Annotated in this window: 26 protein-coding genes, 2 pseudogenes and 1 riboswitch; of the genes and pseudogenes, 13 read left to right on the forward strand and 15 right to left on the reverse strand. The window is 65.0% G+C overall.

Translation table 11 applies throughout. The annotated features are described in order from the left end of the window. Window positions 1-4: 4 nt before the first annotated feature. Both ccoG and CV770_RS44225 read right to left on the reverse strand, forming a co-directional pair. The gene (ccoG, locus tag CV770_RS11765) at window positions 5-1444 is read right to left on the reverse strand and encodes a cytochrome c oxidase accessory protein CcoG (RefSeq protein WP_104462458.1); all 1440 of its coding nucleotides are present in this window, start codon (window positions 1442-1444) and stop codon (window positions 5-7) included. A 31-nt stretch (window positions 1445-1475) separates the two neighbouring features. Next, window positions 1476-1604: pseudogene (locus CV770_RS44225) on the reverse strand (transcriptional regulator); the annotation flags it as partial. Window positions 1605-1610: 6 nt separating this feature from the next. Here CV770_RS44225 and CV770_RS11775 point away from each other — a divergent pair. Beyond that, window positions 1611-2039, forward strand: a complete 429-nt coding sequence (locus tag CV770_RS11775; RefSeq protein ID WP_104462459.1) for a YeeE/YedE family protein — start codon at window positions 1611-1613, stop codon at window positions 2037-2039. A 5-nt stretch (window positions 2040-2044) separates the two neighbouring features. Continuing rightward, window positions 2045-2511 (forward strand): annotated as a pseudogene (locus CV770_RS11780) (DUF6691 family protein). A 228-nt stretch (window positions 2512-2739) separates the two neighbouring features. On the opposite strand, the gene CV770_RS11785 reads toward CV770_RS11780, so the two are convergent. Together CV770_RS11785 and CV770_RS11790 are read right to left on the reverse strand one after the other, a co-directional pair. Then, window positions 2740-3066 carry a hypothetical protein gene (locus CV770_RS11785; RefSeq protein WP_091965516.1) on the reverse strand — a complete coding sequence of 109 codons (327 nt, stop codon included), beginning with the start codon at window positions 3064-3066 and terminating at the stop codon, window positions 2740-2742. Window positions 3067-3179: 113 nt separating this feature from the next. Beyond that, the gene (locus CV770_RS11790) at window positions 3180-3584 is read right to left on the reverse strand and encodes a hypothetical protein (RefSeq protein ID WP_104462460.1); all 405 of its coding nucleotides are present in this window, start codon (window positions 3582-3584) and stop codon (window positions 3180-3182) included. Window positions 3585-3759: 175 nt separating this feature from the next. Here CV770_RS11790 and CV770_RS11795 point away from each other — a divergent pair, with 175 nt between their 5' ends. Together CV770_RS11795 and CV770_RS11800 are read left to right on the forward strand one after the other, a co-directional pair. Then, window positions 3760-3984, forward strand: coding sequence for a hypothetical protein (locus CV770_RS11795; protein ID WP_104462461.1), 225 nt, complete (start codon window positions 3760-3762; stop codon window positions 3982-3984). 13 nt (window positions 3985-3997) lie between these two features. Beyond that, a complete protein-coding gene (locus tag CV770_RS11800; RefSeq protein ID WP_245453743.1) occupies window positions 3998-6034 on the forward strand; it encodes a pyrroloquinoline quinone-dependent dehydrogenase in 2037 nt (678 codons plus the stop codon). A 44-nt stretch (window positions 6035-6078) separates the two neighbouring features. On the opposite strand, the gene CV770_RS11805 is transcribed toward CV770_RS11800, so the two are convergent. Next, a complete protein-coding gene (locus CV770_RS11805; RefSeq protein ID WP_165637733.1) occupies window positions 6079-6321 on the reverse strand; it encodes a PilZ domain-containing protein in 243 nt (80 codons plus the stop codon). A gap of 182 nt (window positions 6322-6503) precedes the next feature. Here CV770_RS11805 and CV770_RS11810 point away from each other — a divergent pair, with 182 nt between their 5' ends. After that, window positions 6504-6797: an HdeA family protein gene (locus CV770_RS11810; RefSeq protein ID WP_201759807.1), complete on the forward strand. Its 294-nt coding sequence runs from the start codon at window positions 6504-6506 to the stop codon at window positions 6795-6797. A 130-nt stretch (window positions 6798-6927) separates the two neighbouring features. Here CV770_RS11810 and CV770_RS11815 read toward each other — a convergent pair whose 3' ends face one another. Then, window positions 6928-7392, reverse strand: coding sequence for a PaaI family thioesterase (locus tag CV770_RS11815; protein WP_091965474.1), 465 nt, complete (start codon window positions 7390-7392; stop codon window positions 6928-6930). Between the two features lie 366 nt (window positions 7393-7758). Here CV770_RS11815 and CV770_RS11825 point away from each other — a divergent pair, with 366 nt between their 5' ends. Together CV770_RS11825 and CV770_RS11830 are read left to right on the forward strand one after the other, a co-directional pair. Further along, entirely contained in the window at window positions 7759-8055 is a 297-nt protein-coding gene (locus CV770_RS11825) for a hypothetical protein (protein ID WP_091965475.1), read from the forward strand. Window positions 8056-8159: 104 nt separating this feature from the next. Beyond that, the gene (locus CV770_RS11830) at window positions 8160-8414 is read left to right on the forward strand and encodes a hypothetical protein (RefSeq protein ID WP_091965476.1); all 255 of its coding nucleotides are present in this window, start codon (window positions 8160-8162) and stop codon (window positions 8412-8414) included. 9 nt (window positions 8415-8423) lie between these two features. Here the strand turns inward: CV770_RS11830 and CV770_RS11835 are convergent, their stop codons facing one another. Together CV770_RS11835 and CV770_RS11840 are read right to left on the reverse strand one after the other, a co-directional pair. Beyond that, window positions 8424-8657: a DUF6894 family protein gene (locus CV770_RS11835; RefSeq protein WP_028142812.1), complete on the reverse strand. Its 234-nt coding sequence runs from the start codon at window positions 8655-8657 to the stop codon at window positions 8424-8426. A gap of 158 nt (window positions 8658-8815) precedes the next feature. Then, on the reverse strand, window positions 8816-9013 hold the full coding sequence (locus CV770_RS11840) for a hypothetical protein (RefSeq protein WP_104462505.1): 198 nt from the start codon (window positions 9011-9013) through the stop codon (window positions 8816-8818). 355 nt (window positions 9014-9368) lie between these two features. Here CV770_RS11840 and CV770_RS11845 point away from each other — a divergent pair, with 355 nt between their 5' ends. Then, entirely contained in the window at window positions 9369-9626 is a 258-nt protein-coding gene (locus tag CV770_RS11845; protein WP_104462463.1) for a DUF2798 domain-containing protein, read from the forward strand. A 665-nt stretch (window positions 9627-10291) separates the two neighbouring features. Here CV770_RS11845 and CV770_RS42545 read toward each other — a convergent pair. Together CV770_RS42545 and CV770_RS11850 are read right to left on the reverse strand one after the other, a co-directional pair. Continuing rightward, window positions 10292-10459, reverse strand: a complete 168-nt coding sequence (locus CV770_RS42545; RefSeq protein WP_018316626.1) for a hypothetical protein — start codon at window positions 10457-10459, stop codon at window positions 10292-10294. Window positions 10460-10614: 155 nt separating this feature from the next. Beyond that, entirely contained in the window at window positions 10615-10815 is a 201-nt protein-coding gene (locus CV770_RS11850; RefSeq protein ID WP_104462464.1) for a hypothetical protein, read from the reverse strand. Window positions 10816-11113: 298 nt separating this feature from the next. Here CV770_RS11850 and recA point away from each other — a divergent pair, with 298 nt between their 5' ends. Together recA and CV770_RS11860 are read left to right on the forward strand one after the other, a co-directional pair. Next, window positions 11114-12202, forward strand: coding sequence for a recombinase RecA (gene recA, locus CV770_RS11855; protein ID WP_091965478.1), 1089 nt, complete (start codon window positions 11114-11116; stop codon window positions 12200-12202). Between the two features lie 113 nt (window positions 12203-12315). Continuing rightward, entirely contained in the window at window positions 12316-13296 is a 981-nt protein-coding gene (locus CV770_RS11860) for a hypothetical protein (protein ID WP_349627975.1), read from the forward strand. Between the two features lie 116 nt (window positions 13297-13412). On the opposite strand, the gene gcvP is transcribed toward CV770_RS11860, so the two are convergent. The 3 genes from gcvP to gcvT are packed head-to-tail and all read right to left on the reverse strand — an operon-like array spanning window position 13413 to window position 17825. Next, window positions 13413-16280 carry an aminomethyl-transferring glycine dehydrogenase gene (gcvP, locus tag CV770_RS11865; protein WP_104462506.1) on the reverse strand — a complete coding sequence of 956 codons (2868 nt, stop codon included), beginning with the start codon at window positions 16278-16280 and terminating at the stop codon, window positions 13413-13415. A 17-nt stretch (window positions 16281-16297) separates the two neighbouring features. Continuing rightward, the gene (gene gcvH, locus CV770_RS11870; protein ID WP_104462466.1) at window positions 16298-16666 is read right to left on the reverse strand and encodes a glycine cleavage system protein GcvH; all 369 of its coding nucleotides are present in this window, start codon (window positions 16664-16666) and stop codon (window positions 16298-16300) included. A gap of 10 nt (window positions 16667-16676) precedes the next feature. Next, complete coding sequence (gene gcvT, locus CV770_RS11875; protein ID WP_201759814.1) at window positions 16677-17825, reverse strand: glycine cleavage system aminomethyltransferase GcvT; 1149 nt, start codon at window positions 17823-17825, stop codon at window positions 16677-16679. Between the two features lie 144 nt (window positions 17826-17969). Further along, window positions 17970-18060: riboswitch (glycine riboswitch) on the reverse strand. A 235-nt stretch (window positions 18061-18295) separates the two neighbouring features. Between gcvT and alaS the strand changes: the two genes are divergently transcribed. Both alaS and CV770_RS11885 read left to right on the forward strand, forming a co-directional pair. Then, entirely contained in the window at window positions 18296-20977 is a 2682-nt protein-coding gene (gene alaS, locus CV770_RS11880; protein WP_201759808.1) for an alanine--tRNA ligase, read from the forward strand. 4 nt (window positions 20978-20981) lie between these two features. Continuing rightward, on the forward strand, window positions 20982-22208 hold the full coding sequence (locus CV770_RS11885) for a cyclic nucleotide-gated ion channel (RefSeq protein WP_104462469.1): 1227 nt from the start codon (window positions 20982-20984) through the stop codon (window positions 22206-22208). A 4-nt stretch (window positions 22209-22212) separates the two neighbouring features. Here CV770_RS11885 and CV770_RS11890 read toward each other — a convergent pair whose 3' ends face one another. Beyond that, entirely contained in the window at window positions 22213-22713 is a 501-nt protein-coding gene (locus CV770_RS11890) for a DUF3455 domain-containing protein (RefSeq protein WP_104462470.1), read from the reverse strand. A 95-nt stretch (window positions 22714-22808) separates the two neighbouring features. Next, window positions 22809-24023: an NADP-dependent isocitrate dehydrogenase gene (locus tag CV770_RS11895; protein ID WP_104462471.1), complete on the reverse strand. Its 1215-nt coding sequence runs from the start codon at window positions 24021-24023 to the stop codon at window positions 22809-22811. Window positions 24024-24371: 348 nt separating this feature from the next. On the opposite strand from CV770_RS11895, the gene CV770_RS11900 reads away from it, so the two are divergent. Beyond that, window positions 24372-25571 (forward strand): TrmJ/YjtD family RNA methyltransferase, encoded by a 1200-nt coding sequence (locus CV770_RS11900; protein WP_104462472.1) that lies wholly within the window; start codon window positions 24372-24374, stop codon window positions 25569-25571. The last annotated feature ends 10 nt before the right edge of the window (window positions 25572-25581 follow it).

The raw sequence follows: 25581 nt of genomic DNA on the forward strand, positions 1-25581 counted from the left end.
ACCCTTACTTGTCTCCGGGCAGGAAGTGATCACGGGCGCTTGCCCATCCACCGCTGGCGGTATCGGTGATCGTGACCTCGACATCGCGCGAGGTCTTCGGCAGATCGGCGGGCCCGACCTGCACCGACAGTCTGACCTCGCGGGTCTGGTCCTGTCCGACCTCGACGACGGGCTTGTCACCGGGGGCGGCTTCGATGCCAGCAATCCGAATGCTCGCGCCGGGCAGCCCGGAGACCTCGATCGCAAACGATCGCTGTGCGCCCTTGTTGAGGATCCGCACGGTATAATCATTGCGCACGCCGCCGTCCGAGAGCTGAACGAACAGCGGATTGCGCTCGTGCAGCACGTTGACGTCCATGGTCGCGCGCGTCGCGAGGGTGTAGACCATGATGCCGCCGACGACGGCGATGGCTGCGGTATAGATCAGCGTGCGTGGGCGAACGATGCGATAGATCGGCGGCTTGCCGTCGCGCCGGCGCTGCATGTTGATGTCGGTGTCGTAGCCGATCAGGCCCTTGGGCCGGCCGATCTCGCGCATGACGTTGTCGCAGGCATCGATGCAGAGGCCGCACTGGATGCAGCCGAGTTGGATGCCGTGGCGGATGTCGACGCCGGTCGGGCAGACGTTGATGCATTGGTGGCAGTCGACGCAATCGCCGGCGAAATCGCCGTGGGCGCGGGCGGCTTCCGCCTTCTTCACGGACATGCGCGGCTCGCCGCGGTCGCGGCGATAGGTGACGTTGAGCGCCCATTCGTCGGTCAATGCCGCCTGAATGCGCGGCCATGGGCACATGTAAATGCACACCTGCTCGCGGGCGTGGCCGGCAAAGACATAGGTCGTTGCGGTCAGGATGCCGATCCAGAGATAGGCGATGAACGGGGCCTGGAAGGTGGCGAGTTCCCTCACCAGGGTCGGCGCATCGTCGAAATACAACACCCAGGCGCCGCCGGTCCACCAGGCGATTATGATCCAGAGGAAATACTTCAGCGCGACCTTCCGGATGTGGTCGAACGTCCAGTAGCGCTTGTCGCCCTGCATGCGCTCGCGCCGGTCACCTTCGACCCAGCGCTCGACCGCATAGAACAAATCGGTCCACACCGTCTGCGGGCACAAATAGCCGCACCACAGTCGCCCCGCGACTGCGTTCATCAGGAACAGTGCCATCGCCGCGATGATGAGCAGACCGGTGAAGTAATACACCTCCTGCGGCCACAGCTCGATGAAGAAGAAATAGAAGCGGCGCTGCGGCAGGTCGATCAGCACGGCCTGGTCGGGCAGGCCAGGACCGCGGTTCCAGCGCACGAACGGCAAGAGATAATAGATCCCGAGCGCGACGCAGAGGATCGCCCATTTGATGCGTCGGAACGGCCCGTGGACCGATTGCGGATAGACCTTCCTGCGCTTCTCGTAGAGAGGCCCCTCAATGAAGGTGTCGTCGGTCATGCCGCGCTCCCGCGTTAGCGCCAGCGACGTCCTAGGGTGCGCAGAAGAGGCGGTACAGCGTCTCCAGCACCACGCGGACTTCCCGGCTCGCGATGCTGTAGTATATCGTCTGGCCGTCCCGCATGGGTTTGACCAGGCTCAATGCGCGCATCTTGCGGAGGGTCGAATGATTGCGACGTCTTTCACGCCAATGGCTTCGCTCGTGGGCGGCGCGCTGATCGGCCTGTCCGCCGTTCTGCTGATGTGGGCGAAGGGACGGGTCGCCGGCGTCAGCGGCATCGCGGCACGGCTGTTTCCGCCCTATGAGGACGGCGAATTCGCTGGACGGCTCGCCTTCGTCGCCGGTCTTGTCGCTGCACCCGTGCTGGTGCGGCTCGCCACCGGAGGCCTGCCGTCGCAGACGATCGAGGCGGGAACGGCAATCCTGATTGTCGGCGGCTTGCTCACCGGCTTCGGATCGGTGTGGGGCAGCGGCTGCACCTCGGGCCACGGCGTCTGCGGCCTGTCGCGGCTTTCGCCGCGTTCGCTGGTCGCGACCGTGACCTTCATGGTAGCCGGCATGGCGACCGTCTTCGTGATGCGGCACTGGAGCTGACGCCGATGGCCATTCTCGTTCAATTCGTGATCGGCCTGATCTTCGGTCTCGGCCTCATCGTCTCCGGCATGTCCGACCCGGCGAAGGTTCTGAACTTCCTCGACGTCGGCGGCGTTCCGGCCGGGACATGGGATGCGAGCCTTGCCTTCGAATGGCCGGCGCGGTGGCGGTGACCTTCATCGGCTTCAAGCGCGTCCTGCGGCGCGCGCGTCCGTTCTTTGCCGAACGATTTTTTCTCCCCACGCGAAGCGATATCGATCTCGGAATCGTCGCAGGTCCGGCGATCTTCGGTATCGGCTGGGGATTGGCCGGTTTCTGTCCGGGGCCGGCGCTGACCGCGCTCGGGTTCGGGTCTTCTTCCGCCTTCATCTTCGTCGCGGCGATGTGTGCCGGCATGGTGCTCGCACGCTTTGTCACCCACCTGCCGTCGCTGACGCGCGTCGTTGCGCCGGCCGATCCGCTCGAAACCTGAAGTCACTGCAGCGAGTAAAATTCATGCGCAAGCCGGGGAGCGGCATTCCCGATACCATGAAGGGGTTTTCCGCACTCGCCCAGGCGCCGCCACGCCGCCGATGCGATCGCAGCCTACGAGCAGTTTCAGCAGCAATTCCGTCGCCGCCTGACGTGGTGATCTGAGTCAAGCACGCGACGGGACCGGGCGAGTTGTCTCGCCCGGTCCCGTCCATGCTGGAACTATCAACTACCAGCGGTCGCCGACACCGACGCCCACGCTGACACCGGGTGTCCGGATGCCGACGCCGGCACGCGGACCATCGTCCCAGTCGCGATAGGTGCGTCGCTCATAATAGCGATCACGCGGCATGGTCGCGTAGGAGTCGCGCACGATCACGCGCGAGCCGCCGCGGGTACGATAGCAATTGCCGGCGTCGTCGCAGACAAGCCGGACTTCCTGAATGAGATCGGAGTTCGTGTATTCGCTGGTCGAATAGATGTCCGCCGCCTTGGCACCGGTTGCCGCGGCCAGCGCGCCGACACCCGCCAACAGCGCAATCGTAAATGTCTTCATCGTGTCCTCCACCGAAACTGCCCTCGGCGGTAACAAGAAGGGGAGGCGGCGATCGTTCCCGGTGGCGATGCTGGTTTTTCCCGGAACCGGAGCTTTGTTATGCGGATTCGCTGCTAGATCGGCTCGTAGGTTTCCGTTCCACAGATGTCGTCGGCTTCCGCCCGGCGGCGATCGACCACCTTTCCGCCCGATATCGTCACGATGTAGGTCTGGGCGCCGAGCGAGGTGCCGGTCGCGGAGGTGAGCTGGGCGCGGACGCAGGCGGTCCAGCCTGGCCCGCGCACCTCGCGATGGGGCGAAGCGACGTGCACCTCGCGCGGATAGGAGGTGGTGAGGAAGACGGCATCGATCTGCTCGCGCACCACGCGCTTGACGTCGGGGGCGGGTTCAGGCGGCGGCTGCTCGGTTTCCTTCATGCGCATGAATTCCGGCACTGGCGCGCGGCTGTCGGCAACGCCGCAGGCGCCGAGCGCGATCGCGCCGGCGAGCAGCGCTGCATGAGCAATGATCCGCAACATCCGTGAAGGTCCCCTGCGGGCCAACAGATAGGCAGGAATGCGATCCGGCGAAGTCCCCGGCGATCAAGTTTTGCTGAAGTCTTTATGGAAGCCTGATGGAAACCTTGGAACTCGCGGATTTCATATTCCGGAATTGCAGGCTAAGTTTGTACCCCAGACGAGGGGGATTGCACCAATGAGGATCTTGGTCATAGCGGCTGCGGTCATGGCGCTGACGGTTGCCTCGGCGCAGGCGCAGGGCCGGCGGCCACCCAATGACGGAGCTAAACCGGCGGACAACAAGCCCAAGGTCGACGAGAAAGCCTACAAGGCCGCGCTCGAGCGCATTCCCGAGCCCAAGGACAAGTACGACCCGTGGGGCGGGGCCCGTCAGAGTGAACCCGCCAAGAAGCCGAAATAGGGCGAGGCGAGCGTTGCGGACCGGCCTGCGAATTCCGCTCGGGCTCGTTGCGCTGCTGCTGATTGCCGTGCGGCCAAGCGCGGCCTGGGAAAGTTGGGGCGGCGATGCCGGCGGCTCGCGCTTCTCCCCGCTGCAACAGATCACGCCCGACAATGTCGGCAATCTGGTCCGGGCCTTCGAATTCCGCACCGGCGATCTCACGGCGCGCCCGCCGGAGGTGATGCGGCGAACCAAATTCCAGGCAACGCCGCTGTTCGTCGAGGACAGCCTGATCTTCTGCTCGCCCTTCAACGAGGTGATTGCGCTCGATCCCGGCACGGGCGCGCAGAAATGGCGCTACGATCCGAAGATCGCGACCAATCAGCGTCCCGCCAATCGTTACGTCTGCCGTGGCGTCACCCACTGGACCGACGATGAGGCGCCCGCAAATGCCGCCTGTCGATCGCGCATCTTCATGGGCACGAACGACGTCCGCCTGATCGCGCTGGACGCGAAGACGGGAATTCCCTGTGCCGGTTTCGGCAATGCCGGCGAGGTGAAGCTCGATATCGGTATTGCCCTGGAATGGCCCGGCGAATTCCAGATCACCTCGCCGCCGGCCGTTGGCCGGGATGTCGTCGTGGTCGGCTCCTCGATCTCCGACAACCGACGCGTCGATGCGCCGAGCGGCGTCGTACGTGCGTTCGACGCGCGCACCGGCCGGGCGCGCTGGAGCTTCGAGCCGCTCAAGCGTGACGGCATCGAAGCCGGGCACGCCAATGTCTGGGCGCCGATGTCGGTCGACGCGGCACGCGGCCTGGTGTTCCTGCCGACGTCCTCGCCGTCGCCGGATTTCTGGGGCGGCAAGCGGCCGGGCAACAACGAACATGCCAATTCGGTGGTCGCATTGCGCATCGAGACCGGCGAACTCGCATGGGCATTCCAGACCGTGCATCACGATGTCTGGGATTACGATCTGGCGGCGCAGCCGACGCTCGCGCGCCTCGATGCCGGTGATGGCCAGCGCGACGTCGTGATCCAGCCGACCAAGCAAGGTTTTATCTTCGTGCTCGACCGCGACAGCGGCAAGCCGGTCTGGCCGGTGGAAGAACGCGCGGTGCCGCAGGGCGGCGCGGAAGGGGAGATGTTGTCGCCGACGCAGCCGTTTCCGACGCATGTGCCGGCGCTGACATCACAGACGATCTCGGCCGACGACGCGCTCTCGCTGTTGCCGGAACTGCGCCCCTCGTCCTGCGAGCGCCTGTTCACGGAGGCGCGCAACGAGGGTCTGTTCACGCCGCCTTCCGTGCAGGGCACGCTGGAGTTTCCTTTCACCGGCGGCGGCGTGAACTGGGGCAGCGCGGCCTTCGATCCGGTCCGGCAGATTCTCTACGCCAACACCGGGCGCGCCGTTCATCTCATCAGGCTGATCCCGCGCACGGAGGCTGCCGGATTCAATCCGCCGCCGGGGCATGATTTCGGCCAGCAGCGCGGCGCGCCGTTTGCGATGTCGCGCGCGGTGGCGATGTCGCCGCTCGGTCTGCTCTGCAACAAGCCGCCCTGGGGCGAGATGGTTGCGGTCGATCTGAAGGCCGGCAAGATCCTCTGGCGTTCGACGGTCGGGACCACCGAAGACCTGGCGCCGCTCGGCGCGCCGCTGCCCTGGGGCGCGCCTCTCGTCAACGGACTGGCGGTCACGGCGGGCGGTCTCGTCTTCAGCGGCGCGATGGATGCTTATCTGCGCGCCTTCGATGCGCGAGGCGGCAAGGAGCTGTGGCAGGGACGGCTGCCGGTGCCCGGGGTCGCCAATCCCATGACCTATCTGTGGAAGGGCGAGCAATATGTCGCGATCGGCGCCGGCGGCCACTCCGAAGTCGGCACCTCGATCGGCGATAGCGTGGTCGCGTTCCGCCTGGCGCGGCCGGGCGAGGCGCCGACATTGTGGTCGCGCACCATCGATCGTCCCGGTGGACGATTTTTCGGGGCATCCGCGGCGATCGGAATCGCGATCGCCGCGCTCGTGATCGCAAGCCTGCGCTGGCGTCGCCGTCGTCGTATCACGCAATCATAATCGTGTTGTGGATGCGATGCGAACGTTCGTTCACATCGCGCGCGCTATTGCACGAAGGCGAGGCCGACGCGCTTGTCACTGCGCCAAACTGTGCGACAATTCCGCACGAAATCGTCGCGCGCGATCGATAGCGTGAACGATTGCGGCAATGTGACGGGGGTGTCGAGGTCGATCGCCGCGCCGCCCGCTGACATGTTTCGCACGGTGCAGGGAATGCCGCTGCTTTCAAAGGTGATCGTCCCACCCTTGAAAACACGGTACCGCTGCGCTGCACGCTTCTCGATCATCCGCGTTGGTCCATCATGATGATTGTGAAGTAGTGCATAGAAATTACGTTGAACTAAACTCAATACTGGCGCTACTTGCACAGCGCTTCAGACTTCGTTTACGACGTTGACGCGGAGAATCTCTCCGCCGACTTTCCCCACACGCTCTTCTTTTATGGCGCTACGCGCCGATGGAGATACTGATGAAGACCACACTTTCGATTTTGCTCGCCGCCGCGTTCTCGCTGTCGTCGATGCCCGCCCACGCCGTCAAGTGGGACCTCTCGACCATGAGCTGCAAGCAGTTCCTCGATAGCGGCGAAGACAACATCCAGGTCGTGCTGACCTGGATGGACGGCTGGTACAAGGGCGACGAGGACAACGCGATCATCGACACCGACGTGTTCATCGAGAACGCTAAGAAGTTTGGTGCCTATTGCGGAAAGAATCCGACCGCCAGCATCGTCACCGCAGCCGACGAAGTGCTCGGAAAATAATCCCGGCAAGTCATGAAGCGTGCGGACCGAAGCGAGGATGCAATCGCGCTTCGGTCTCTTGCTTCGACACGATCGTGATGGAGAGCCGCGGTGCGCTTTGCGCCCACGCGGCTCTCTTCTTTTGAGATGCTCAGCCCGGCAGCATCGCGAACGCGCTCGATACCATCGCGATCGGTTTGTTGTCGGTCGCCGAGAGCAGCGTGACGCGGCCAAAGCTCATGGTGCGCCCGAGCCGCACCACGCGCGCGTCCGCCAGCACGTCCGACGAGGAAACCGCGCGCATGAAATGTGTGGTCTGGTCGACCGTGGTCATGGGGCGGTAGCCGCGATTGGCCGCGAGGTTCGCGATCACCATCGCGGTGTCGGCGAGCGCCATCAGGGCTTGGCCGCAGACCATGCCGCCGTTCCGGCACAAGCGCTCCGAAAACGGCATGCGCAGGAGTGCGCCGGGCTGCCAGTCCGGCGCATCCGCTGGCTGCACGTGCTCGAGGCGCTCGACCGCGAGATTGAGATCCTGGACCCAGGGCGCAATAATCTCGCCGAGGATGCGTCTGGCGTCGGAGAGGCCGAATTCGGTGTCTGGCTGCATTTGCATTGCTGGCGCGCTCTCCTGTATTGCCGGATGTTTCGACCCATTGTGCGCGCATCGGCGCGGCAAAGTCACCCGGTCTGGCGCCGGTCCCGTCGGCTTGAAAATGCCTGACTTGGCCCGATATGATGGCTTGCTCGGGGTATGGGTGGATGATGTTGCGTCGGTGTGTCCTCGTCTTTTGTATGGCCGCGCTCGGCCTCGCGCTGAGCGGGTGCACCAAATGCGGTCCGATCTGGGACGACTGGCTGCATGCGCCGAAATCGTGCAGATCGGATCGGCTCTAGCGGGCCTCGGCGGTCGCGACCGGCCGCGACAAGGATGACCAGGCACGGGCGAACCGTGCCTCCATGGATGATCAAGGAGTAGACGATGAAGCTTTTCCGTTTGGCCGCGGTGCTGGCCGTGCTGGCGGGACCTGCCTATGCGCAAATGCCCAATCTGAATTTGCTGCAGGACGCCCCGAGCAAGACCCCCGAGGAAAAGGCCGCGGAAGCCGAGCGTGACAAGGCCTACAAGGAAACGCTGAAGAAGATCCCGGATTCCAAGACCTCCAACGATCCCTGGGGCGGCATGCGCGCCGATCCGCCGAAGCAGCCGGCGGCGCCGAAGGCCTCGGCCGCAACCAGCGCGCCGAAGAAGTCCAAGAGTGGCACGGCCGCCAACTGACCGCAGCTCCGTCCGGGGGCAGCACAACGCCTTTCGGACGGGACTCCTCTTCACCCGGCTCGCGCCCTACATTGGGCTGAGCGTAGCGCGTAGAGGAGGAGGACATGGCCGACCGTCCGCGGGATCTCGCCGAGCGGATGGCGGGCCGGCGCAAGATCGCCGGCAAGCCGGGCCAAACGGTCGGCGACGGCTATCTGCGCGAGACCTTCACGCTGCCGCGCGCGGCGGCGCGGGAAAGGGCGCAGGCCTTCTTCGCCCGCTACCCCAAGGCCGGCTATATGAGCGTTGTCGAGAGCTGGCGCGAGCTGCCCGGCGGCGATATCGAATTCACCATGCGGCGGCTGCCCAGCGCGGATTGAAGCTGCTTGCTAGTCGAGGGTTTCGGCAACGATGCGGATCCGGAACACGGGCTCCTTGGTCTCGTCCAGCAGCTCCATGTGCCATTCGGAATTTTCCTGGAGCTTGCGGGCAATGCCGGCGGTCATGTCGGCGCAAACATTGGTCATCTCTTTCCAGGCCGAATTGCGATCGGCAAATTCCGTCGCCTGATCGGCGCAGCCGGAGTAACTTCCATTCCGGATTCGAAAGAAATACAACGGCATAGCTGGCACCGATCGCGCGCGTGATGGCCTCGTCCCCAGGGCCATGGGCGCGCGCAGTCCAATCCCAAACCACCGCCAGATCAATTCCGGGCGGCTACGGATGATGTTCCGCCGGGACCGCCAGCCGCGGCGCAGAAAGCGCCATCCGATGCCGACCTTCATCCGGCCGGTTCAGGCCGCTTGGCCGATCGCTTCAGCTCCCGGTCGATACGCAGCTGCACGCGCCGAATCGCCAACAGATCGATTTTCGTCTCGGTCTTGCCGGTCTTGACCTGCTCGCCAATGCGGAACTGCCACTGCCAGATTCCGGGAATCGCCGTCTTGGCGACGGTGAACTCGACGCCCCTGTGATTCATGGCGACCTCCCACGATTCACTCTCCATGACTGCAAACATGTTGGGCGTCCCAATATTTCCGGAGACAAGCAAATTTTGTCGGTAAGCCCCGGATAGCTCGGGGATATCTCGAAAGCGCGCCGGCCCCGAAACAAGCCAAGCCGGCTCTCGAAAGACGCCGGTCCGTGAGACAGTGAGGCTGTCGCATACCCGTGGTTCTCCGACCATGAACAAAGTTCCTGGGCTGCACCCGGCTGCGCCGGTGCGCCGAATCGGACGGGCCGCAGGGGCCCCCGCGGAGGGTTACCGGTTTCCGTGCAAGCGGCGGCATATGCCTTGCTTGGTCTGGCGACGGCAAAAACAGCAAGGGCCCGTCATGCTCGGCATTCCCCGCCGCTACAGTCATTTCGTCTTCGGCATCATCCAGTCCGGACTGACCTCGCTGATCGCGGCGGGAATCGCCAGCTTGCCCGCAGCCAGCGCGATGAGCTTCGTCGGGCACTGGATGGTGTCGTGGCTGATCGCCTGGGCCGCGATGCTGCCGATCGTGCTGCTGGCTGCGCCCGCGATCCGCGCCTTCTCGCTGCTCCTGACCCAGGAGGAGCGGGACCCGCGAGCCGCCCGGCAAGGATGAAAAAACCCCGCCTGGGGAGAGCCAGACGGGGCAAAAAGTTATTGGAGGCTGAGGTGCTGGGCTGCAACACCATAGCCTCATCATCCTAGCCGGCTCCGCTTACGGCAGCCTGACAGGCGGCAGATTTCCGAGCCCGACCACTGAGGCCGCAGACTGGCCCCGCACCGGTCCCAATTTCGACATCCGTTCGCACAACTGCGGACACACCGGTCGGCAAGATTCCACAGCGTTCGGCGCAGCCATGGGGGAAACGTGGCACGCCGACCACGGGGTGGCATCATGGATAACGTAGAGCGGTCATTCGCCGCCGCGACAGCGGCTGGCTTCGTGGTGCTGGTGATCGGCCTCGTGCTGCTGGCGCTGCTTTAGGACAGGCGCAGCCTTCCCCTGGATGATGGGTACGGGGTTGCCGCATTCTCAAAAACTGGAAAACAACCCCATGCACAGTAGGCCGCATGGAAATTCAGTTGTCTTTTCAATGGATTAAGTTTGGTGTCTAGATGCCGTCATGGCGCTCTGTGGGCCGGTCAAATCGGCCCGACCTGGGCCTCCCGACAGATTGCGGTGATAAGGCGACCGCCTCCCGCCGCCACCCAAGGTCTTAAAAAGGGCCGCCACCGTATCGTCGGTGCGCGTTTGTCAGCTTCGGAAGCCCCCGGCCGGATCTAGTGGATCTTGATTTCGTTCAGGGGAAGGTGGAGCTCGGCGGCGCGCTCTTGGCGGTCCTTCTTGCGGAACTCGTTTTCCGCGCGCTCGAACTTCATCAGCTCCTCCTGTGCCGCCTCCAGCAGGGGATTGCGCCTGATCGTATCGCGGTTGGTGTTGTCCGTCATGACTGAGGTCCCCAGAGTTGCGGTCCCATCCTGGAGAAGGCCCGAGACCGCGAAAAGGTTCGTTGCCGCAGGATTACGGAATTCTGACGGCGGCCGGGCCATGCGTCTTTGATGCGCGTCAGCTTCGGCCGGGGAATCACGTTGCGGCAGCCCTGCTATTTCGGCGGCTGCAGTCCGGGGGGTATGACCCAGTCGTGCAGGTGATTGGCGACGTCGGCTTGGCGGGCCTTCTTGAGCAGGGCGTCCCGCTCGGGCCCGGGCGGAAGCCTCGAGGCTTGCTCCTCGACCTGCTTCACCCATGCGGAGAGCCGGTCCTGAAGCGTCAGCTGCTGCTTGAAACGTCGCCGCCTGGACATGGCGCGCTCCTTTCCGTGCGAGGAAGGCGGGAGCGCAATCGGCGTTCTCATCACCGATAGTGGCCACGCTTCGTGCGGTGATGGCCCATTGAGGACCATTAACGGGAGCCGCGTCTGTCCAGTTGTGTGCACAACGCGAATGGGGAGGGGGACGTGGAGATGCTCACGGACAACCCCCAAATCTGCAAAAGAACATATTGCGAACCTAGAACAAATGGGGTACGTTGCTTTTATCGCCGAGCCGCCTCGCCAATCGTTTGTCCCTCACGCGAATCCTCGCCATAAGGAGCACGACCCAATGTCCGCCACTGCCCTGCGTATCGTCGAAGGATCTTCCATGGACAAGAGTAAAGCTCTGGCCGCCGCGCTCTCCCAGATCGAGCGCCAGTTCGGCAAGGGCTCGGTGATGAAGCTCGGCAAGAACGACCGGTCCATGGACATCGAGGCGGTGTCGTCAGGCTCGCTCGGGCTCGATATCGCGCTCGGCATCGGCGGCCTGCCCAAGGGACGCATCGTCGAGATCTACGGGCCGGAATCGTCGGGCAAGACCACGCTGGCGCTGCACACGGTGGCGGAAGCGCAGAAGAAGGGCGGCATCTGCGCCTTCATCGACGCCGAGCACGCGCTCGACCCGGTCTATGCCCGCAAGCTCGGCGTCAACATCGACGAGCTTCTGATCTCGCAGCCCGACACCGGCGAGCAGGCGCTGGAAATCTGCGACACGCTGGTGCGCTCGGGTGCGGTCGACGTCATGGTGATCGATTCGGTCGCCGCGCTGGTGCCGAAGGCCGAGCTCGAGGGCGAGATGGGTGATGCGCTGCCGGGTCTGCAGGCGCGTCTGATGAGCCAGGCGCTGCGCAAGCTGACCGCCTCCATCAACAAGTCCAACACCATGGTGATCTTCATCAACCAGATCCGCATGAAGATCGGTGTGATGTACGGCTCGCCGGAAACCACGACAGGCGGCAACGCGCTGAAGTTCTACGCCTCCGTCCGCCTCGACATCCGCCGCATCGGCGCGATCAAGGAGCGCGACGAAGTGGTCGGCAACACCACGCGCGTGAAGGTGGTGAAGAACAAGCTGGCGCCGCCCTTCAAGCAGGTCGAGTTCGACATCATGTACGGCGAGGGCGTCTCCAAGATGGGCGAGATCCTCGATCTCGGCGTCAAGGCCGGCATCGTCGAGAAGTCAGGCGCCTGGTTCTCCTATGACAGCCAGCGTCTCGGCCAGGGCCGCGAGAACTCGAAAGCGTTCCTGAAGGCCAACCCCGACATCACCGCCAAGATCGAGACCTCGATCCGCCAGAACTCCGGCCTGATCTCCGAGCAGATTTTGGCCGGCACGCCGGAGAGCGACGCCGACGGCGAGGAGCCGGCGGAAGAGTAAGATCTAACGCGAAGAGTTTTCGCGAGGAGCGGGCGCTGAAGACGTTGAGTTGCCGACGTCGTCAGTGCCCGTTTCGTTTTGCGTGAGGGTGGGGCGCGCCGACGATGAAACGGATGATTCTGACCAGTTCGTCCGGCGCTGGCCTCACCTATGCCGATCGCGCTGACATGGTCGTCCCGTTGATCTTTCGATTCGTATCTGGGCCCCTGCCTACGTCGCACCACCTCGAAGCGTACCTCAAGGGAGGCCGTCACATCGGCGAAGTGCGGTGGTCCGATCTTGTTGCCCGATCTCCCGAGATGGGCCTCGCGCACAAACAGCTCCCGCTAGATTGGTTCTGCAAAGCCTACGGCTTCGATCTCATCGAACTCTGGTTTGATCCGCGTCCGAACGATCAATTGCAGCTGGTCTGGATTCTCGATTACCTGCGCTCACAATCCTACATGGCCGAGCGACTTAAATTGCGGCTCGTCGATTTCGATCTGCTCGAAGCAGACGCTGTGAGGCTGCGCGATCGTGCCGTGCGGGTGTTCGACGTGACGGAGCCCGACTTCGAGGCCGCTCGCATGGCCTGGGAAGCTTATCGGGCCCCCACGCCGGAGCTCTGTTTTGGACTGCTGGGGCGTGAGTTTCCCACGCTGCCCTTCCTGAAGCCGGCGATGGAGCAATTGCTGGCAGAACTGCCGTCAACGACGACGGGACTGGGCGCGACGGAATCGCGGCTTCTCGATCTGATTGCGGCAGGCTACAGCCGCACAAAGGAGCTGTTTCAGCCGGGCGGGCTGCTCGAAACGCGCGTGTTTGACCAGTGGGAGCTTGGGCCGTTGCTCGAAGGGCTTGCCTCCGGCCCGGTGCCGGCGATCGCAGGTCTCGATCCGAAACTCGAGACGCTTCCCCCGCACGATGCGCGAGGTCGAAACGCCGCCTTTCGCCGGAGCCGGCTGTCGCTGACGGAGTTTGGCAAAGCGGTTCTGGAAGGTCGGGAGGATTTCCGCCGGTACAATCCGATTCGGCGCTGGTGGGGCGGTACGTTGCTGACCAACGATCGACTGTGGCGGTGGCAGGAGGAGAGTCGCTCGTTGATCGCGCCTTAGGTCAGGAGCCGTAGGGTGGGCAAAGGCGCGTAAGCGCCGTGCCCACGATCTTTCACATCATGCAAAGGTGGTGGGCACGCTTCGCTTTGCCCACCCTACGAGACCTCCGTTGTGTCTTACTCCGCGGCTTCCGCGTAATCGCTCACCGGCGGGCAGGAGCACACGAGGTTGCGGTCCCCATAGACGTTGTCGACGCGCCCGACCGGGCTCCAGTATTTGTCGGCCCGCGAGGTGCCGGCGGGGAAGCAGCCCTCAGCGCGGGTGTAGGCGCGCTTCCAATCATCGTCGGCGATGTCGTGAACGGTGTGCGGAGCGTGGCGCAGCGGTGAGGCCTCAATCTTGAAGCGGCCGGCTTCGACCTCGGCGATTTCTTTCCGGATCGCGATCATGGCATCACAAAAACGATCCAGCTCGGCCTTGGATTCCGATTCGGTCGGCTCGATCATCAGCGTGCCCGGCACCGGGAAGCTCATGGTCGGCGCGTGGAAGCCGTAGTCGATCAGGCGCTTGGCGATGTCGTCGACGGTGACGCCGCTCGTATTCTTCAGCGGACGGGGATCGACGATGCACTCATGGGCGACGCGGCCCTTGGCGTTCTTGTAGAGCACCGGGAAATGCGGATCGAGGCGCGCGGCGATGTAGTTGGCGTTGAGGATCGCGATCTCGGTGGCGCGCTTCAGGCCTTCACCGCCCATCATGAGGATGTAAATGTAGGAGATGGTGAGGATCGAGGCCGAACCGAACGGCGCGGCCGAGACCGGGCCGACCGGTGCGTCGCCTTGGGTCGCCGGATGACCCGGCAGGAACGGCGCCAGATGCGCCTTCACGCCGATCGGGCCCATGCCGGGGCCGCCGCCGCCATGCGGGATGCAGAAGGTCTTGTGCAGATTGAGATGGCTGACATCGGCGCCGTAATCGCCGGGCCTGGAGAGACCGACCTGCGCATTGAGGTTGGCGCCGTCGAGATACACCTGGCCGCCATGGCCGTGCACGATGTCGCAGATCTCGCGAATGTGCTCCTCGAACACGCCGTGCGTCGAGGGATAGGTGATCATGACCGCAGCGAGATCGTTCGCATGCTTCTCGGCTTTGGCGCGGAGATCATTGACGTCGACGTCGCCGTTCTTCTCGCAGGCAACCACCACCACGTCCATGCCGACCATCGCGGCCGAAGCCGGGTTGGTGCCGTGGGCGGAGGAGGGGATCAGGCAGATCTTGCGGTGCGTCTCGCCACGCGCGGCATGGTAGCCACGAATGGCAAGAAGTCCGGCATATTCGCCCTGCGCGCCCGAGTTCGGCTGCAGCGAGATCGCGTCATAGCCGGTGATGTCGCACAGCCATTTTTCCAGGCGCGCGATCAGTGCGTGATAGCCCTTGGCCTGCTCGCGCGGGACGAACGGATGCAGCGAGCCGAACTCCGGCCAGGTCAGCGGCATCATCTCGGTGGTCGCGTTCAGCTTCATGGTGCAGGATCCCAGCGGGATCATCGCACGGTCGAGCGCGAGGTCGCGGTCACTGAGCTTGCGCATGTAGCGCAGCATCTCGGTCTCCGAGCGATGCGCGTGGAAGACGGGATGGGTGAGGAAGGAGGTCGCACGCTTCAGCACCTCCGGCAGCGCCTCGCGCGTGGTCGCCTCCAACTCGGCATAGGCGAGCTTGCCGCCGAAGGCGCGCCAGACCGCTTCGACCGTCGCGGGCGTCGTGGTCTCGTCGAGCGCGATGCGCAAGCTGGTGGCGCCGACGCCGAGATTGATCTTCTCGGCCGCCGCGCGTGCGACGATTTCGGCGCGCTTGGCGCCGGCATCGACGCTGATCGTGTCGAAGAAGTTTTCGCTATCAGGCGCGAAGCCGAGCTTGCGCAGGCCGCTCGCGAGCACGGCGGCGCGGCGATGCACATTGCGGGCGATCTGCGTCAGCCCTTCGGGGCCGTGATAGACCGCATACATCGAGGCGATCACGGCGAGCAGCACCTGCGCGGTGCAGATGTTGGAGGTCGCCTTCTCGCGGCGAATGTGCTGTTCGCGGGTCTGCAACGCGAGGCGATAGGCAGGCATCCCGCGGGAATCCACGGAGAGGCCGACGATGCGGCCGGGCAGCGAGCGCTTCAGCGCATCGCGCACCGCCATGTAGGCCGCGTGCGGTCCGCCATAACCCATCGGCACGCCAAAACGCTGCGCGGAGCCGATCGCGATGTCGGCGCCGAGTTCGCCGGGCGAGGCGAGCAGCGTCAGGGCCAGCAGATCGGCGGCAACGATCGCGAGCGCGCCCTTGGCCTTCAATGTTGCGATCGCGGGCCTGAGGTCGCGCACCGCGCCTGAAGAGCCCGGATATTGCAGCAGCGCGCCGAGCACGTCGGCCTTGTCGAGATCGGTGAGGGGATCGCCGACGATCAGGGTCCAGCCCAGCGGCTCGGCGCGGGTGCGCATCACAGCCAGCGTCTGCGGATGTACGTCCTTGTCGACGAAGAAGGCCTGCGCCTTGACCTGAGAGTGCCGCTCCGCGAGCGCCATCGCTTCCGCCGCGGCGGTGGCCTCGTCCAGCAGCGAGGCGTTGGCGACGTCGAGCCCGGTGAGGTCGCAGATCATGGTCTGGAAGTTGAGCAGCGCCTCCAGCCGGCCCTGGCTGATCTCGGGCTGGTAGGGCGTGTAGGCCGTGTACCAGGCCGGGTTCTCCAGGATGTTGCGCTGGATCACCGCGGGCAGGATCGTGCCGGAATAGCCTTGGCCGATCAGCGAGGTGAAGACCTGGTTCTGGGCTGCGAGTTCGCCCATATGCGCGATCGCCTCGGTCTCGCTGAGCGGCTTGCCGAGGTCGAGCGGGGCGGCCTGCCGGATCGAGGCCGGCAGCGTCTCCGCCATCAGGGCGTCGACGCTCTTGGCGCTGACGGTTTCGAGCATGGCGGTGACATCGCGCGCCGACGGGCCGATATGGCGGCGAACGAAACTGGCGGCGGCGTCGCCGTTGGTTTTGCGGTGCGCGGTCATCGCTTGCTCCATCGTCCTTAAGCCGTATGTGCCTTGTACGCGGCTTCATCCATCAGGCCGCCGAGTTCGCCCTTGTCGGCCATCTTGATCTTGAAGAACCACGCCTTGCCTTGCGCGTCCGAGTTCACCAGCGCCGGCTCGGCCGCGAGCTCGGCGTTGGTCTCGAGCACTTCGCCGCTAATCGGCGCGTAGACGTCGGAAGCCGCCTTGACCGATTCAACGACGGCGGCGGCTTCCGCCTTCTTCAGGGTGCGGCCGACCTTGGGCAGTTCGACGAACACGACGTCGCCGAGCTGCTGCTGGGCGTAGTCGGTGATGCCGACGGTGGCGACGTCGCCCTCGATGGCGAGCCATTCATGGTCGGAGGTGTACAGCGTCGTGGTCATTCTCGAATCCTCAGCGTTTGTAGGTGTTCTTGACGAAGGGCATGGCCGCGACAGCGACCGGCAGACGCTGGCCGCGCACCTCGGCGAAGAGTTGTGTGCCGAGCGCGCTCGATGCGGTGGGCACATAGCCCATCGCGACCGGCGCATTCAGGCTTGGGCCGAAACCGCCCGATGTGACTTGTCCAATCGGCTCGCCGCCGGCGCTGTCAGCAAACAGTCGCGCGCCCTCGCGGACCGGCGCGCGTCCCTGGGCAAGCAGGCCGACGCGGCGGCGGGCCGCGCCGTTGTCGAAATGGGCGAGGATTTTTTCGGCGCCGGGAAAGCCGCCGGCGCGCGCGCCGCCGCTGCGGCGCGACTTCTGCACCGACCATTCCAGCGCGGCCTCAACCGCCGTGGTCATGGTGTCGATGTCGTGGCCGTAGAGGCAGAGCCCGGCTTCCAGCCGCAGGCTGTCTCGGGCGCCCAGGCCGATCGGCAGCACGTCGGGATTGTCCAGCAGCATCTTGGCGAGGCGTCCGGCATCGGCGGCCGGAACCGATATCTCAAAACCGTCCTCACCGGTGTAGCCCGAGCGCGAGACGAAGCACTTGATCCCGGCGACCTCATGCGGGCCGGCATCCATGAACTTCATGGCGGGCGCCTCTGCACACAATTTCGCCAGCGCCGCCTCGGCCTTCGGCCCCTGCAGCGCAATCAGCGCACGGTCTGTGAGGGAATCGATGACGCAGTCGCCAGAGAGATTCGCGCGCAGATGCGCCTCGTCGGCGTCCTTGCAGGCGGCGTTGACGACCAGGAAGAGGTGATCGCCGAAATTGGCGACCATCAGGTCGTCGAGAATGCCGCCGCCTTCATTGGTGAACTGGGCGTAGCGTTGCCGTCCCGGCGCGATCGCCACGATATCCTGCGGCACCAGCCGTTCCAGCGCGCGGGCGGCGTCTTCGACCCTGCCGGATTTCGGCCTGAGCGCGATCTGGCCCATATGGGAGACGTCGAACAGGCCGGCGGAGGCTCGGGTATGGAGGTGCTCCTTCAGCACGCCCGCGGGGTATTGCACGGGCATGTCATAGCCCGCGAACGGCACCATCTTGCCGCCCAGGGAGACATGAAGCCCATGAAGGGGCGTACGTTTCAGGGAATCTTGGTCGTCGTGCGCTAGCATCACAGGGGCCCTCGGCGGTTCCCCCGGGACGATTCCCTGAGGACACCGGTCGAAGCCCCATCTGTCGCTGTGCCTGAGAGTATTATCCCGTCGGCGGGTGCCATCCGGGTCTAAACCCGTCGGCGCCTCTTTCCAGATGCTGTCAAAGCCACGCGGTCCTTTTGCCTGAGAGTTTCCGGGGCGGTTGCTCCTTCGGCGCCGGCTGCCTAAAGCCGGTCTCTCCCGACGTGGCCGTACGATACAGATGGGTACAGACCACAGGGCGGTCAAGCCTGTCAACGCGTCCGCTTGCCCTATCAACGGGATTGCGAAGGGGATTGAGCGGCTGCGGCAACCCTCTGATCTCCTTGCACAGTTTCTGGACAGCGAAGCTGGCCTTGTCTAAAAGCGCTGTGGCCCGCAGATATCAGCCTTAACGTTCCGGTTTGGATGGCGAGAAAGCGGGTCCAAGCACACCCGATTGGATGAACATGAGCGGCGTCAACGAGATCAGGTCGACCTTTCTGAACTTCTTTGCCGAGAACGGCCACGAGATCGTGTCGTCCTCGCCATTGGTGCCGCGCAACGATCCGACGTTGATGTTCACCAATGCCGGCATGGTGCAGTTCAAGAACGTCTTCACCGGCGTCGAGAAGCGGCCCTATCAGCGCGCGACCACGTCGCAGAAATGCGTGCGCGCCGGCGGCAAGCACAACGACCTCGACAATGTCGGCTACACCGCGCGCCATCTCACCTTCTTCGAGATGCTCGGCAACTTCTCGTTCGGCGACTATTTCAAGGAGCGCGCGATCGAGCTCGCCTGGACGCTGATCACCAAGGATTTCGGGCTCAACAAGGACAAGCTGCTCGTCACCGTCTACCACACCGACGACGAGGCGCACGGACTCTGGAAGAAGATCGCCGGCTTCTCCGACGACCGCATCATCCGCATTCCGACCTCGGACAATTTCTGGGCGATGGGCGACACCGGCCCGTGCGGCCCGTGCTCGGAGATCTTCATCGACCGTGGCGATCACATCTGGGGCGGACCTCCGGGCTCGCCGGAAGAGGACGGCGACCGCTTCCTCGAATTCTGGAATCTCGTGTTCATGCAATATGAGCAGGTGACGAAGGAGGAGCGCGTGGATCTGCCGCGTCCCTCGATCGACACCGGCATGGGCCTGGAGCGTATGGCCTGCATCATGCAGGGCGTCGACAGCGTGTTCGAGACCGACCTGTTCCGCCATTTGATCGACGCGACGTCGTCGGCGCTCGGCAGCGGGCCGAACGAGCAGACCGTCGCCTCGTTCCGCGTCATCGCCGACCATCTGCGCTCCTCGGCTTTCCTGGTCGCGGACGGCGTGCTGCCCTCGAACGAGGGCCGCGGCTACGTGCTGCGCCGGATCATGCGCCGCGCGATGCGCCATGCGCAGTTGCTGGGTGCGAAAGAGCCGCTGATGCATCGGCTGGTCTGGGCGCTGGTGCGCGAGATGGGCCAGGCCTATCCCGACCTGATGCGCGCGGAGAATCTGATCGAGGAAACGCTGCGGCTGGAAGAGACCCGCTTCCGCAAGACGCTGACCCGCGGCCTCGCCATCCTCGACGAGAAGAGCGCGTCGTTGAAAAAGGGCGACATGTTCGATGGCGACGTCGCCTTCACGCTGTACGACACCTACGGCTTCCCGCTCGACCTGACGCAGGACGCGCTAAAGTCGCGCGGCATCAGCGTCGACCAGGCTTCCTTCTCCGATGCGATGGAGCGGCAGAAGGCCAAGGCGCGCGAGTCCTGGAAGGGGTCCGGGGAAGCTGCGTCCGAGGCGATCTGGTTCCCGCTGCGCGAAAAGCTCGGGGCCACCGAATTCCTGGGCTATGAGACCGAGAGCGCTGAAGGCGTGGTGTCGGCGCTGGTGAAGGACGGTGCGGAGGTCGCCAGCCTGAAGGCCGGCGACACCGGTGCGATCGTGCTGAACCAGACGCCGTTCTACGCGGAGTCCGGCGGCCAAGTCGGCGACATCGGCGTGCTCACGGGCGAGGGCGGCATCAAGTTCCGCGTCACCGACACGCAGAAGAAGCTCGGCGATTTCTTCGTGCATGTCGGCAACGTGGAGAGCGGCGAGCTGAAGCTCGGCACCGCGCTGCAGCTTGAGGTCGATCATTCCAGGCGCTCCTCGATCCGCGCGCATCATTCGGCGACGCATCTCATCCACGAGGCGCTGCGCCAGGTGCTCGGCGACCACATCGCCCAGCGCGGCTCGATGGTTGCGCCAGATCGCCTGCGCTTCGACTTCGTGCATCCGAAGCCGATCACGGCGGAGGAGCTGGCCCGCGTCGAGGACATCGCCAACGACGTGGTGCTGGAGAATGACGAGGTCACCACCCGCGTGATGGGCGTGGATGAAGCCCGCGAAGCCGGAGCGCGTGCGCTGTTCGGCGAGAAATACGGTGACGAGGTCCGCGTCGTCTCGATGGGCAGGACCGCGCGCGAGCGCGGCGCCAACGCGCTCGGCTGGTCGGTCGAGCTCTGCGGCGGCACCCATGTGCGGCGCACCGGCGACATCGGCCTGATCACGCTCACCGGCGAGAGCGCGGTTGCTTCGGGCGTGCGCCGCATCGAGGCGCTGACCGGCAATTATGCGCGCAGGCACGCCAACGAGACCATGGCGCTGGCCAAGACTGCGGCGAACGAGCTGCGCACCTCGCTCGACGACGTCCCGGCGCGCATCACCGCGCTGATGGAGGAGCGCAAGAAGCTCGAGCGCGAGCTCTCCGACGCCCGCAAGAAGCTGGCGATGGGCGGTGGCGCTTCGGCCGCCAGCAATGGCGCAGCCAGCGGCGTGCGCGAGGTCGGCAACGTCAAGCTGATGGCGCGCGCGGTCGAGGGCATCGAGATGAAGGATCTCAAGAGCCTCGCCGACGACGGCAAGAAGCAGATCGGCTCCGGCGTGGTCGCCATCGTCGGCGTCACCGAGGACGGCAAGGCCGGCATCGTGGTCGGCGTCACCGCGGACCTCACCTCGCGCTTCAACGCGGTCAACCTCGTGCGTGTCGCCTCCGAGGCGCTCGGCGGCAAGGGCGGCGGTGGCCGGCCCGACATGGCGCAGGCCGGCGGCCCTGATGGCGCAAAGGCGACCGAGGCGCTGAGCGCGATCGAAAAAGCGATGGCGGGCGCGTGAGGCCGTGCGCCCCGTTCCGCGAGGACGTGGCTCAGCCGATCCGAACTTGAGGGATCGCCTCTACGAATTGCTGGAGCACGATCCGCTGGCTTATTCAGCCGGGTCGCGCTTCATCCAGATCATCATCGGCGTCATCGTGCTCAATGTGGCTGCGATGATCCTCGCCTCGGTGCCGGAGCTGGACGCGCAGTTTGGCACGGTGTTCTCGGCCATCACCATCCTGTCCGTGATCGTGTTCGCGCTGGAATATGCCGCACGTCTCTGGACCGTGGCGGGCCACACCCAGCGCAAGGGCTCCGCGCTGTCCGACCGGCTCGGCTACGCCGTCTCGGCGCTCGGCATCATCGACCTCATGGCGTTCCTGCCCGCGGCAATCGTGCTCGCCAACGGCCGGCACGCGACGCTGGCGGCGCTCGGCGTGCTGCCGTTCTTCAAGCTGATACGGTACTCGCCGGCGATGCGCTCGCTGCTCGCGGCTGTCCATGCCGAGCGGCGGGCGCTGATCGGCTGCGTCGTCATCCTGATCGGCGCGGTCTTGACGTTCGCCTCGCTGCTCTACGCCATCGAGCGCGACGTGCAGCCGGACAAGCTCGGCACTATCCCGCAGGCGATGTGGTGGGCGATCGTGACGCTCGGCACCGTCGGCTACGGCGACGTCGTGCCGGTGACGCCGCTCGGCAAGCTGGTCTCCACCTTCGCCATCATCAGCGGCTTCGCCATGATCGCGCTGCCGGTCGCGATCATCTCCACCGCCTTTGCCGAAGAGGTGAAGCGGCGCGATTTCGTCGTCACCTGGGGCATGCTGGCGCGGGTGCCGCTGTTCTCGCATCTGTCGGCCGCGGAGATCGCCGACATCATGCGGCTCTTGCGCGCGCGCACCATCGAGCAGGGCGAGATCCTGGTCCGCCGCGGCGATACGGCCTCGTCGATGTATTTCATCACCGCCGGCGAGGTCGAGATCGCGCTGCCGAGCCAGCATGTGCACCTCACGGACGGCACCTTCTTCGGCGAGATCGCGCTGCTGCATAAAACAAAACGCAGCGGCACGGTGACGGCGACGCGCAAGACGCGCCTCTTGGTGCTCGACGCCCAGGATTTTCACGCCTTGATCGAACGCATGCCGACGCTCGCCGACCACGTCCACACCACCGCCAAGGCGAGACTCGCCGATACCGGCGACCTCGCGCTGGCCGAACTCGCTCAGGCGGAGAAGGAAAATACCGACCGCTGAGCGGTCAGCCCTTCTTCAGGAAGACATACTCGGCCGAGTAGGGTGCGCTCCTGAACTCGCCGGCCTTCTCGCACGCGCCGTCGAGCTTGCCACCATGGGTGTTGATGCGCTGCACGGTGGTAACGGGCGTCAGCACGCCGCTGCCGCGGCGGGCGGTCACTTCCAGCTTCAGCCAGGGGATATCGGCCGCGGTGGTGCCCGGCGCGTTTCCGATCGCCTTACCGACGACGGCGCTGCCGTCGGCGTGCTCCCAGTTCGGTCCGGCATAGTGTCGTCCAACGGTCTTCCCATCGGAGAGCAGCGTTGCGATTGGCTCGCGAAAGGTCCAGGCGAGCTTGCCCTCAGCGCCGGCCTTGCACTCATAGACCTGCGCACCCTCGGCGTGGACGCTGAGCACGACGCTCTCGCCTGATACGGCGATGGCCTCGGGAAGCGGCTCGGCAGCTCCGGCCGGTCCGATAAGGGCTGCGAGCAGCATGGTGGGGCCGGCAAGCTTGATGAACATGGTGGCATCTCCGCGCAAGGTCTCAAAAGAAACGGGCCGCGCTGTTGCGCGGCCCGTGATGATGTCTGGCCCAGTCGGGCGAAATTGCGGTCGGCTCAGGCCGCCAGCTCCTTGGTGAGGTTTTCCGCGACCTTGTCGAGGAAGCCGGTGGTCGAGAGCCAGCGCTGGTCGGCGCCGACCAGCAGCGCGAGGTCCTTGGTCATGTAGCCGGCCTCGACGGTGTCGACGCAGACCTTCTCCAGCGTGTTGGCGAACTTGGCGAGCTCGGCATTGTTGTCGAGCTTGGCGCGGTGCGACAGGCCGCGGGTCCAGGCGAAGATCGACGCGATCGAGTTGGTCGAGGTCTCCTTGCCCTTCTGATGCTCGCGGTAGTGGCGGGTCACCGTGCCGTGGGCGGCTTCCGCTTCCACGGTCTTGCCGTCGGGGGTGAGCAGCACCGAGGTCATCAGGCCGAGCGAGCCGTAGCCCTGCGCGACCGTGTCGGACTGCACGTCGCCGTCGTAGTTCTTGCAGGCCCAGACATAGCCGCCGGACCATTTCAGCGCCGAGGCCACCATGTCGTCGATCAGGCGGTGCTCGTAGGTCAGGCCCTTGGCCTCGAATTCCCTCTTGAACTCGCGGTCGTAGATGTCCTGGAAGATGTCCTTGAAGCGGCCGTCATAGACCTTCAGAATCGTATTCTTGGTCGAGAGATAGACCGGATAGTTGCGCAGCAGGCCGTAATTGAGCGAGGCGCGGGCGAAGTCGATGATGGAGTCGTCGAGGTTGTACATTCCCATCGCGACGCCGGCGTCGGGAGACTTGAACACTTCCTTCTCGATGACGGTGCCGTCCTCCCCGACGAACTTCATCGACAGGGTGCCCTTGCCGGGGAACTTGAAGTCGGTGGCGCGGTACTGGTCGCCATAGGCATGGCGGCCGATGATGATCGGCTTGGTCCAGCCGGGAACCAGGCGGGGCACGTTCTTGCAGATGATCGGCTCGCGGAAGATCACGCCGCCGAGGATGTTGCGGATGGTGCCGTTCGGCGACTTCCACATCTGCTTGAGGTTGAACTCCTTCACCCGGGCCTCGTCAGGGGTGATGGTGGCGCACTTGACGCCGACGCCGACCTTCTTGATCGCCTCGGCGGCGTCGATGGTGACCTGATCGTTGGTATGGTCGCGGTACTCCATGCCCAGGTCGAAATACATCAGCTCGACATCCAGGAACGGGGTGATCAGCTTGTCCTTGATGTACTGCCAGATGATCCGGGTCATCTCGTCGCCATCGAGCTCGACGACGGGATTGGATACCTTGATTTTTGCCATGATCGGGGAAGCCTCTTGGGAACGGCGCTTTTGGCGCGCCACGGGAATATCCGCCGCCTCTTAGCACCGCCGCGCGGCGGGCGAAAGCCAAGGGATTATGCACTTTTAGCCGATCCAGCTTGCCCAGATGGGGGGCGGGGCCGCCCTGCCGCAGGGCCGGATCCGAGGATCCGGAGGAGATTCAAAAGTCGATTCCAACCCGTTATTTCCCTTGAGAATTTCGTCAGGACAGGCAAACGAGGCGGACAGCGCCGGCCGGCCCAAGGACGACTTGGGAAAGGCCGGCTTGAATCAATTCCTGAGAGTGCCCTGGCAAGGCCTTGAGACGAAGAGTGAAAGCGAAACGAGATGTCGGGGACTGACAAGAGCAAGGCGGGTTTGTCCCTCGACGGTCCCATCGTCATCCTGGTCGAGCCGCAGCTGGGCGAAAACATCGGCATGGCCGCGCGCGCCATGGGCAATTTTGCCCTCGGCGCCTTGCGCATCGTCAACCCCAGGGACGGCTGGCCCAACATCGCGGCACAGCGCGCCGCCGCCGGCGCCGACCACATTCTGGAAAAGGTCGAATTGTTCGGCACGGTCGAAGACGCCGTCGCCGATCTCGATCTGCTGTTCGCCACCACCGCGCGCCCCCACGACCAGGCCAAGCCGGTGGTCGGGCCGGAGGAAGCTGCCAGCGAGATCGCGGGTCACGTCGCGACCGGCGGCAGGTGCGGTATCCTGTTCGGCCGCGAGCGCTGGGGGCTGACCAACGAGGAGGTCGGGCTCTCCAACCGCATCATCACCTTCCCGGTCAACCCGGGCTTCGCCTCGCTCAACCTCGCCCAGGCCGTGCTGCTGGTCGGCTATGAATGGTTCAAGCGAGCGACCTCGGGCGAGCTGCCGCACGCCATGCCGGAGCGCTCCGAGCGCGCCTCGCAGCACCAGATGCAGGCGTTCTTCGACAACCTCATCCGCGAACTCGACAAGGTGGAATTTTTGCGCCCCGCCGAGAAGCGCGACACCATGCTGGTCAACCTGCGCAACATCTTCAGTCGGATGGAGCCGACCAAGCAGGACATGCACACCCTGCACGGGGTGATCATGGCGATCGCGGAAGGGCGCAAGGGCCCGGCCAAGGGCGGCGTGCTCGATGGCGAGCAGGCGACGCGCCTGCGCGCGCTTTTGGCCGAGCACGGGCAGGGCGGCGGCGTGCCCGACAGCGGCTCGACCGTGCGCGGCCTCGCCCGCCTGCTTCGCCGCAACCCGACCGACGCCGAGCGCCTGCTCTGGCAGGCGCTGACACGTGATCGCCGCTTCGCAGGCCAGTTCAAGCGCCAGACCCCGGTCGGCCGCCACATCCCGGACTTCGTCTCGTTCCCGCACCGGATCGCGATCGAGCTGGTCAACCCGGGCGAGGGCGAGGCGATCGCGGCAGACCGTGCGTCGCGGCAGGCCTGGCTGGAGGCGCGGGACTATCGCGTGCTGGAGATTCGCGCGGCGGATGTGGAGCGGGATCTGGAGGCCGAGCTGGCGCGGCTGCAGGAGATGATGGAGCAGAGCGCGTAGATTGCGGCGC

This window comes from Bradyrhizobium sp. AC87j1 (assembly GCF_002936975.1).
Classification (GTDB): Bacteria; Pseudomonadota; Alphaproteobacteria; order Rhizobiales; family Xanthobacteraceae; genus Bradyrhizobium; species Bradyrhizobium shewense.

Bases quoted from the DNA above. Each gene is read 5' to 3' on its own strand.
- ccoG (WP_104462458.1), bottom strand. From the start codon at position 1,444: ATGACCGACGACACCTTCATTGAGGGGCCTCTCTACGAGAAGCGCAGG.
- CV770_RS11775 (WP_104462459.1), top strand. From the start codon at position 1,611: ATGATTGCGACGTCTTTCACGCCAATGGCTTCGCTCGTGGGCGGCGCG.
- CV770_RS11785 (WP_091965516.1), bottom strand. From the start codon at position 3,066: ATGAAGACATTTACGATTGCGCTGTTGGCGGGTGTCGGCGCGCTGGCC.
- CV770_RS11790 (WP_104462460.1), bottom strand. From the start codon at position 3,584: ATGTTGCGGATCATTGCTCATGCAGCGCTGCTCGCCGGCGCGATCGCG.
- CV770_RS11795 (WP_104462461.1), top strand. From the start codon at position 3,760: ATGAGGATCTTGGTCATAGCGGCTGCGGTCATGGCGCTGACGGTTGCC.
- CV770_RS11805 (WP_165637733.1), bottom strand. From the start codon at position 6,321: ATGATCGAGAAGCGTGCAGCGCAGCGGTACCGTGTTTTCAAGGGTGGG.
- CV770_RS11810 (WP_201759807.1), top strand. From the start codon at position 6,504: ATGAAGACCACACTTTCGATTTTGCTCGCCGCCGCGTTCTCGCTGTCG.
- CV770_RS11815 (WP_091965474.1), bottom strand. From the start codon at position 7,392: ATGCAAATGCAGCCAGACACCGAATTCGGCCTCTCCGACGCCAGACGC.
- CV770_RS11825 (WP_091965475.1), top strand. From the start codon at position 7,759: ATGAAGCTTTTCCGTTTGGCCGCGGTGCTGGCCGTGCTGGCGGGACCT.
- CV770_RS11830 (WP_091965476.1), top strand. From the start codon at position 8,160: ATGGCCGACCGTCCGCGGGATCTCGCCGAGCGGATGGCGGGCCGGCGC.
- CV770_RS11835 (WP_028142812.1), bottom strand. From the start codon at position 8,657: ATGCCGTTGTATTTCTTTCGAATCCGGAATGGAAGTTACTCCGGCTGC.
- CV770_RS11840 (WP_104462505.1), bottom strand. From the start codon at position 9,013: ATGAATCACAGGGGCGTCGAGTTCACCGTCGCCAAGACGGCGATTCCC.
- CV770_RS11845 (WP_104462463.1), top strand. From the start codon at position 9,369: ATGCTCGGCATTCCCCGCCGCTACAGTCATTTCGTCTTCGGCATCATC.
- CV770_RS42545 (WP_018316626.1), bottom strand. From the start codon at position 10,459: ATGACGGACAACACCAACCGCGATACGATCAGGCGCAATCCCCTGCTG.
- CV770_RS11850 (WP_104462464.1), bottom strand. From the start codon at position 10,815: ATGTCCAGGCGGCGACGTTTCAAGCAGCAGCTGACGCTTCAGGACCGG.
- recA (WP_091965478.1), top strand. From the start codon at position 11,114: ATGTCCGCCACTGCCCTGCGTATCGTCGAAGGATCTTCCATGGACAAG.
- CV770_RS11860 (WP_349627975.1), top strand. From the start codon at position 12,316: ATGATTCTGACCAGTTCGTCCGGCGCTGGCCTCACCTATGCCGATCGC.
- gcvP (WP_104462506.1), bottom strand. From the start codon at position 16,280: ATGACCGCGCACCGCAAAACCAACGGCGACGCCGCCGCCAGTTTCGTT.
- gcvH (WP_104462466.1), bottom strand. From the start codon at position 16,666: ATGACCACGACGCTGTACACCTCCGACCATGAATGGCTCGCCATCGAG.
- gcvT (WP_201759814.1), bottom strand. From the start codon at position 17,825: ATGCTAGCGCACGACGACCAAGATTCCCTGAAACGTACGCCCCTTCAT.
- alaS (WP_201759808.1), top strand. From the start codon at position 18,296: ATGAGCGGCGTCAACGAGATCAGGTCGACCTTTCTGAACTTCTTTGCC.
- CV770_RS11890 (WP_104462470.1), bottom strand. From the start codon at position 22,713: ATGTTCATCAAGCTTGCCGGCCCCACCATGCTGCTCGCAGCCCTTATC.
- CV770_RS11895 (WP_104462471.1), bottom strand. From the start codon at position 24,023: ATGGCAAAAATCAAGGTATCCAATCCCGTCGTCGAGCTCGATGGCGAC.
- CV770_RS11900 (WP_104462472.1), top strand. From the start codon at position 24,372: ATGTCGGGGACTGACAAGAGCAAGGCGGGTTTGTCCCTCGACGGTCCC.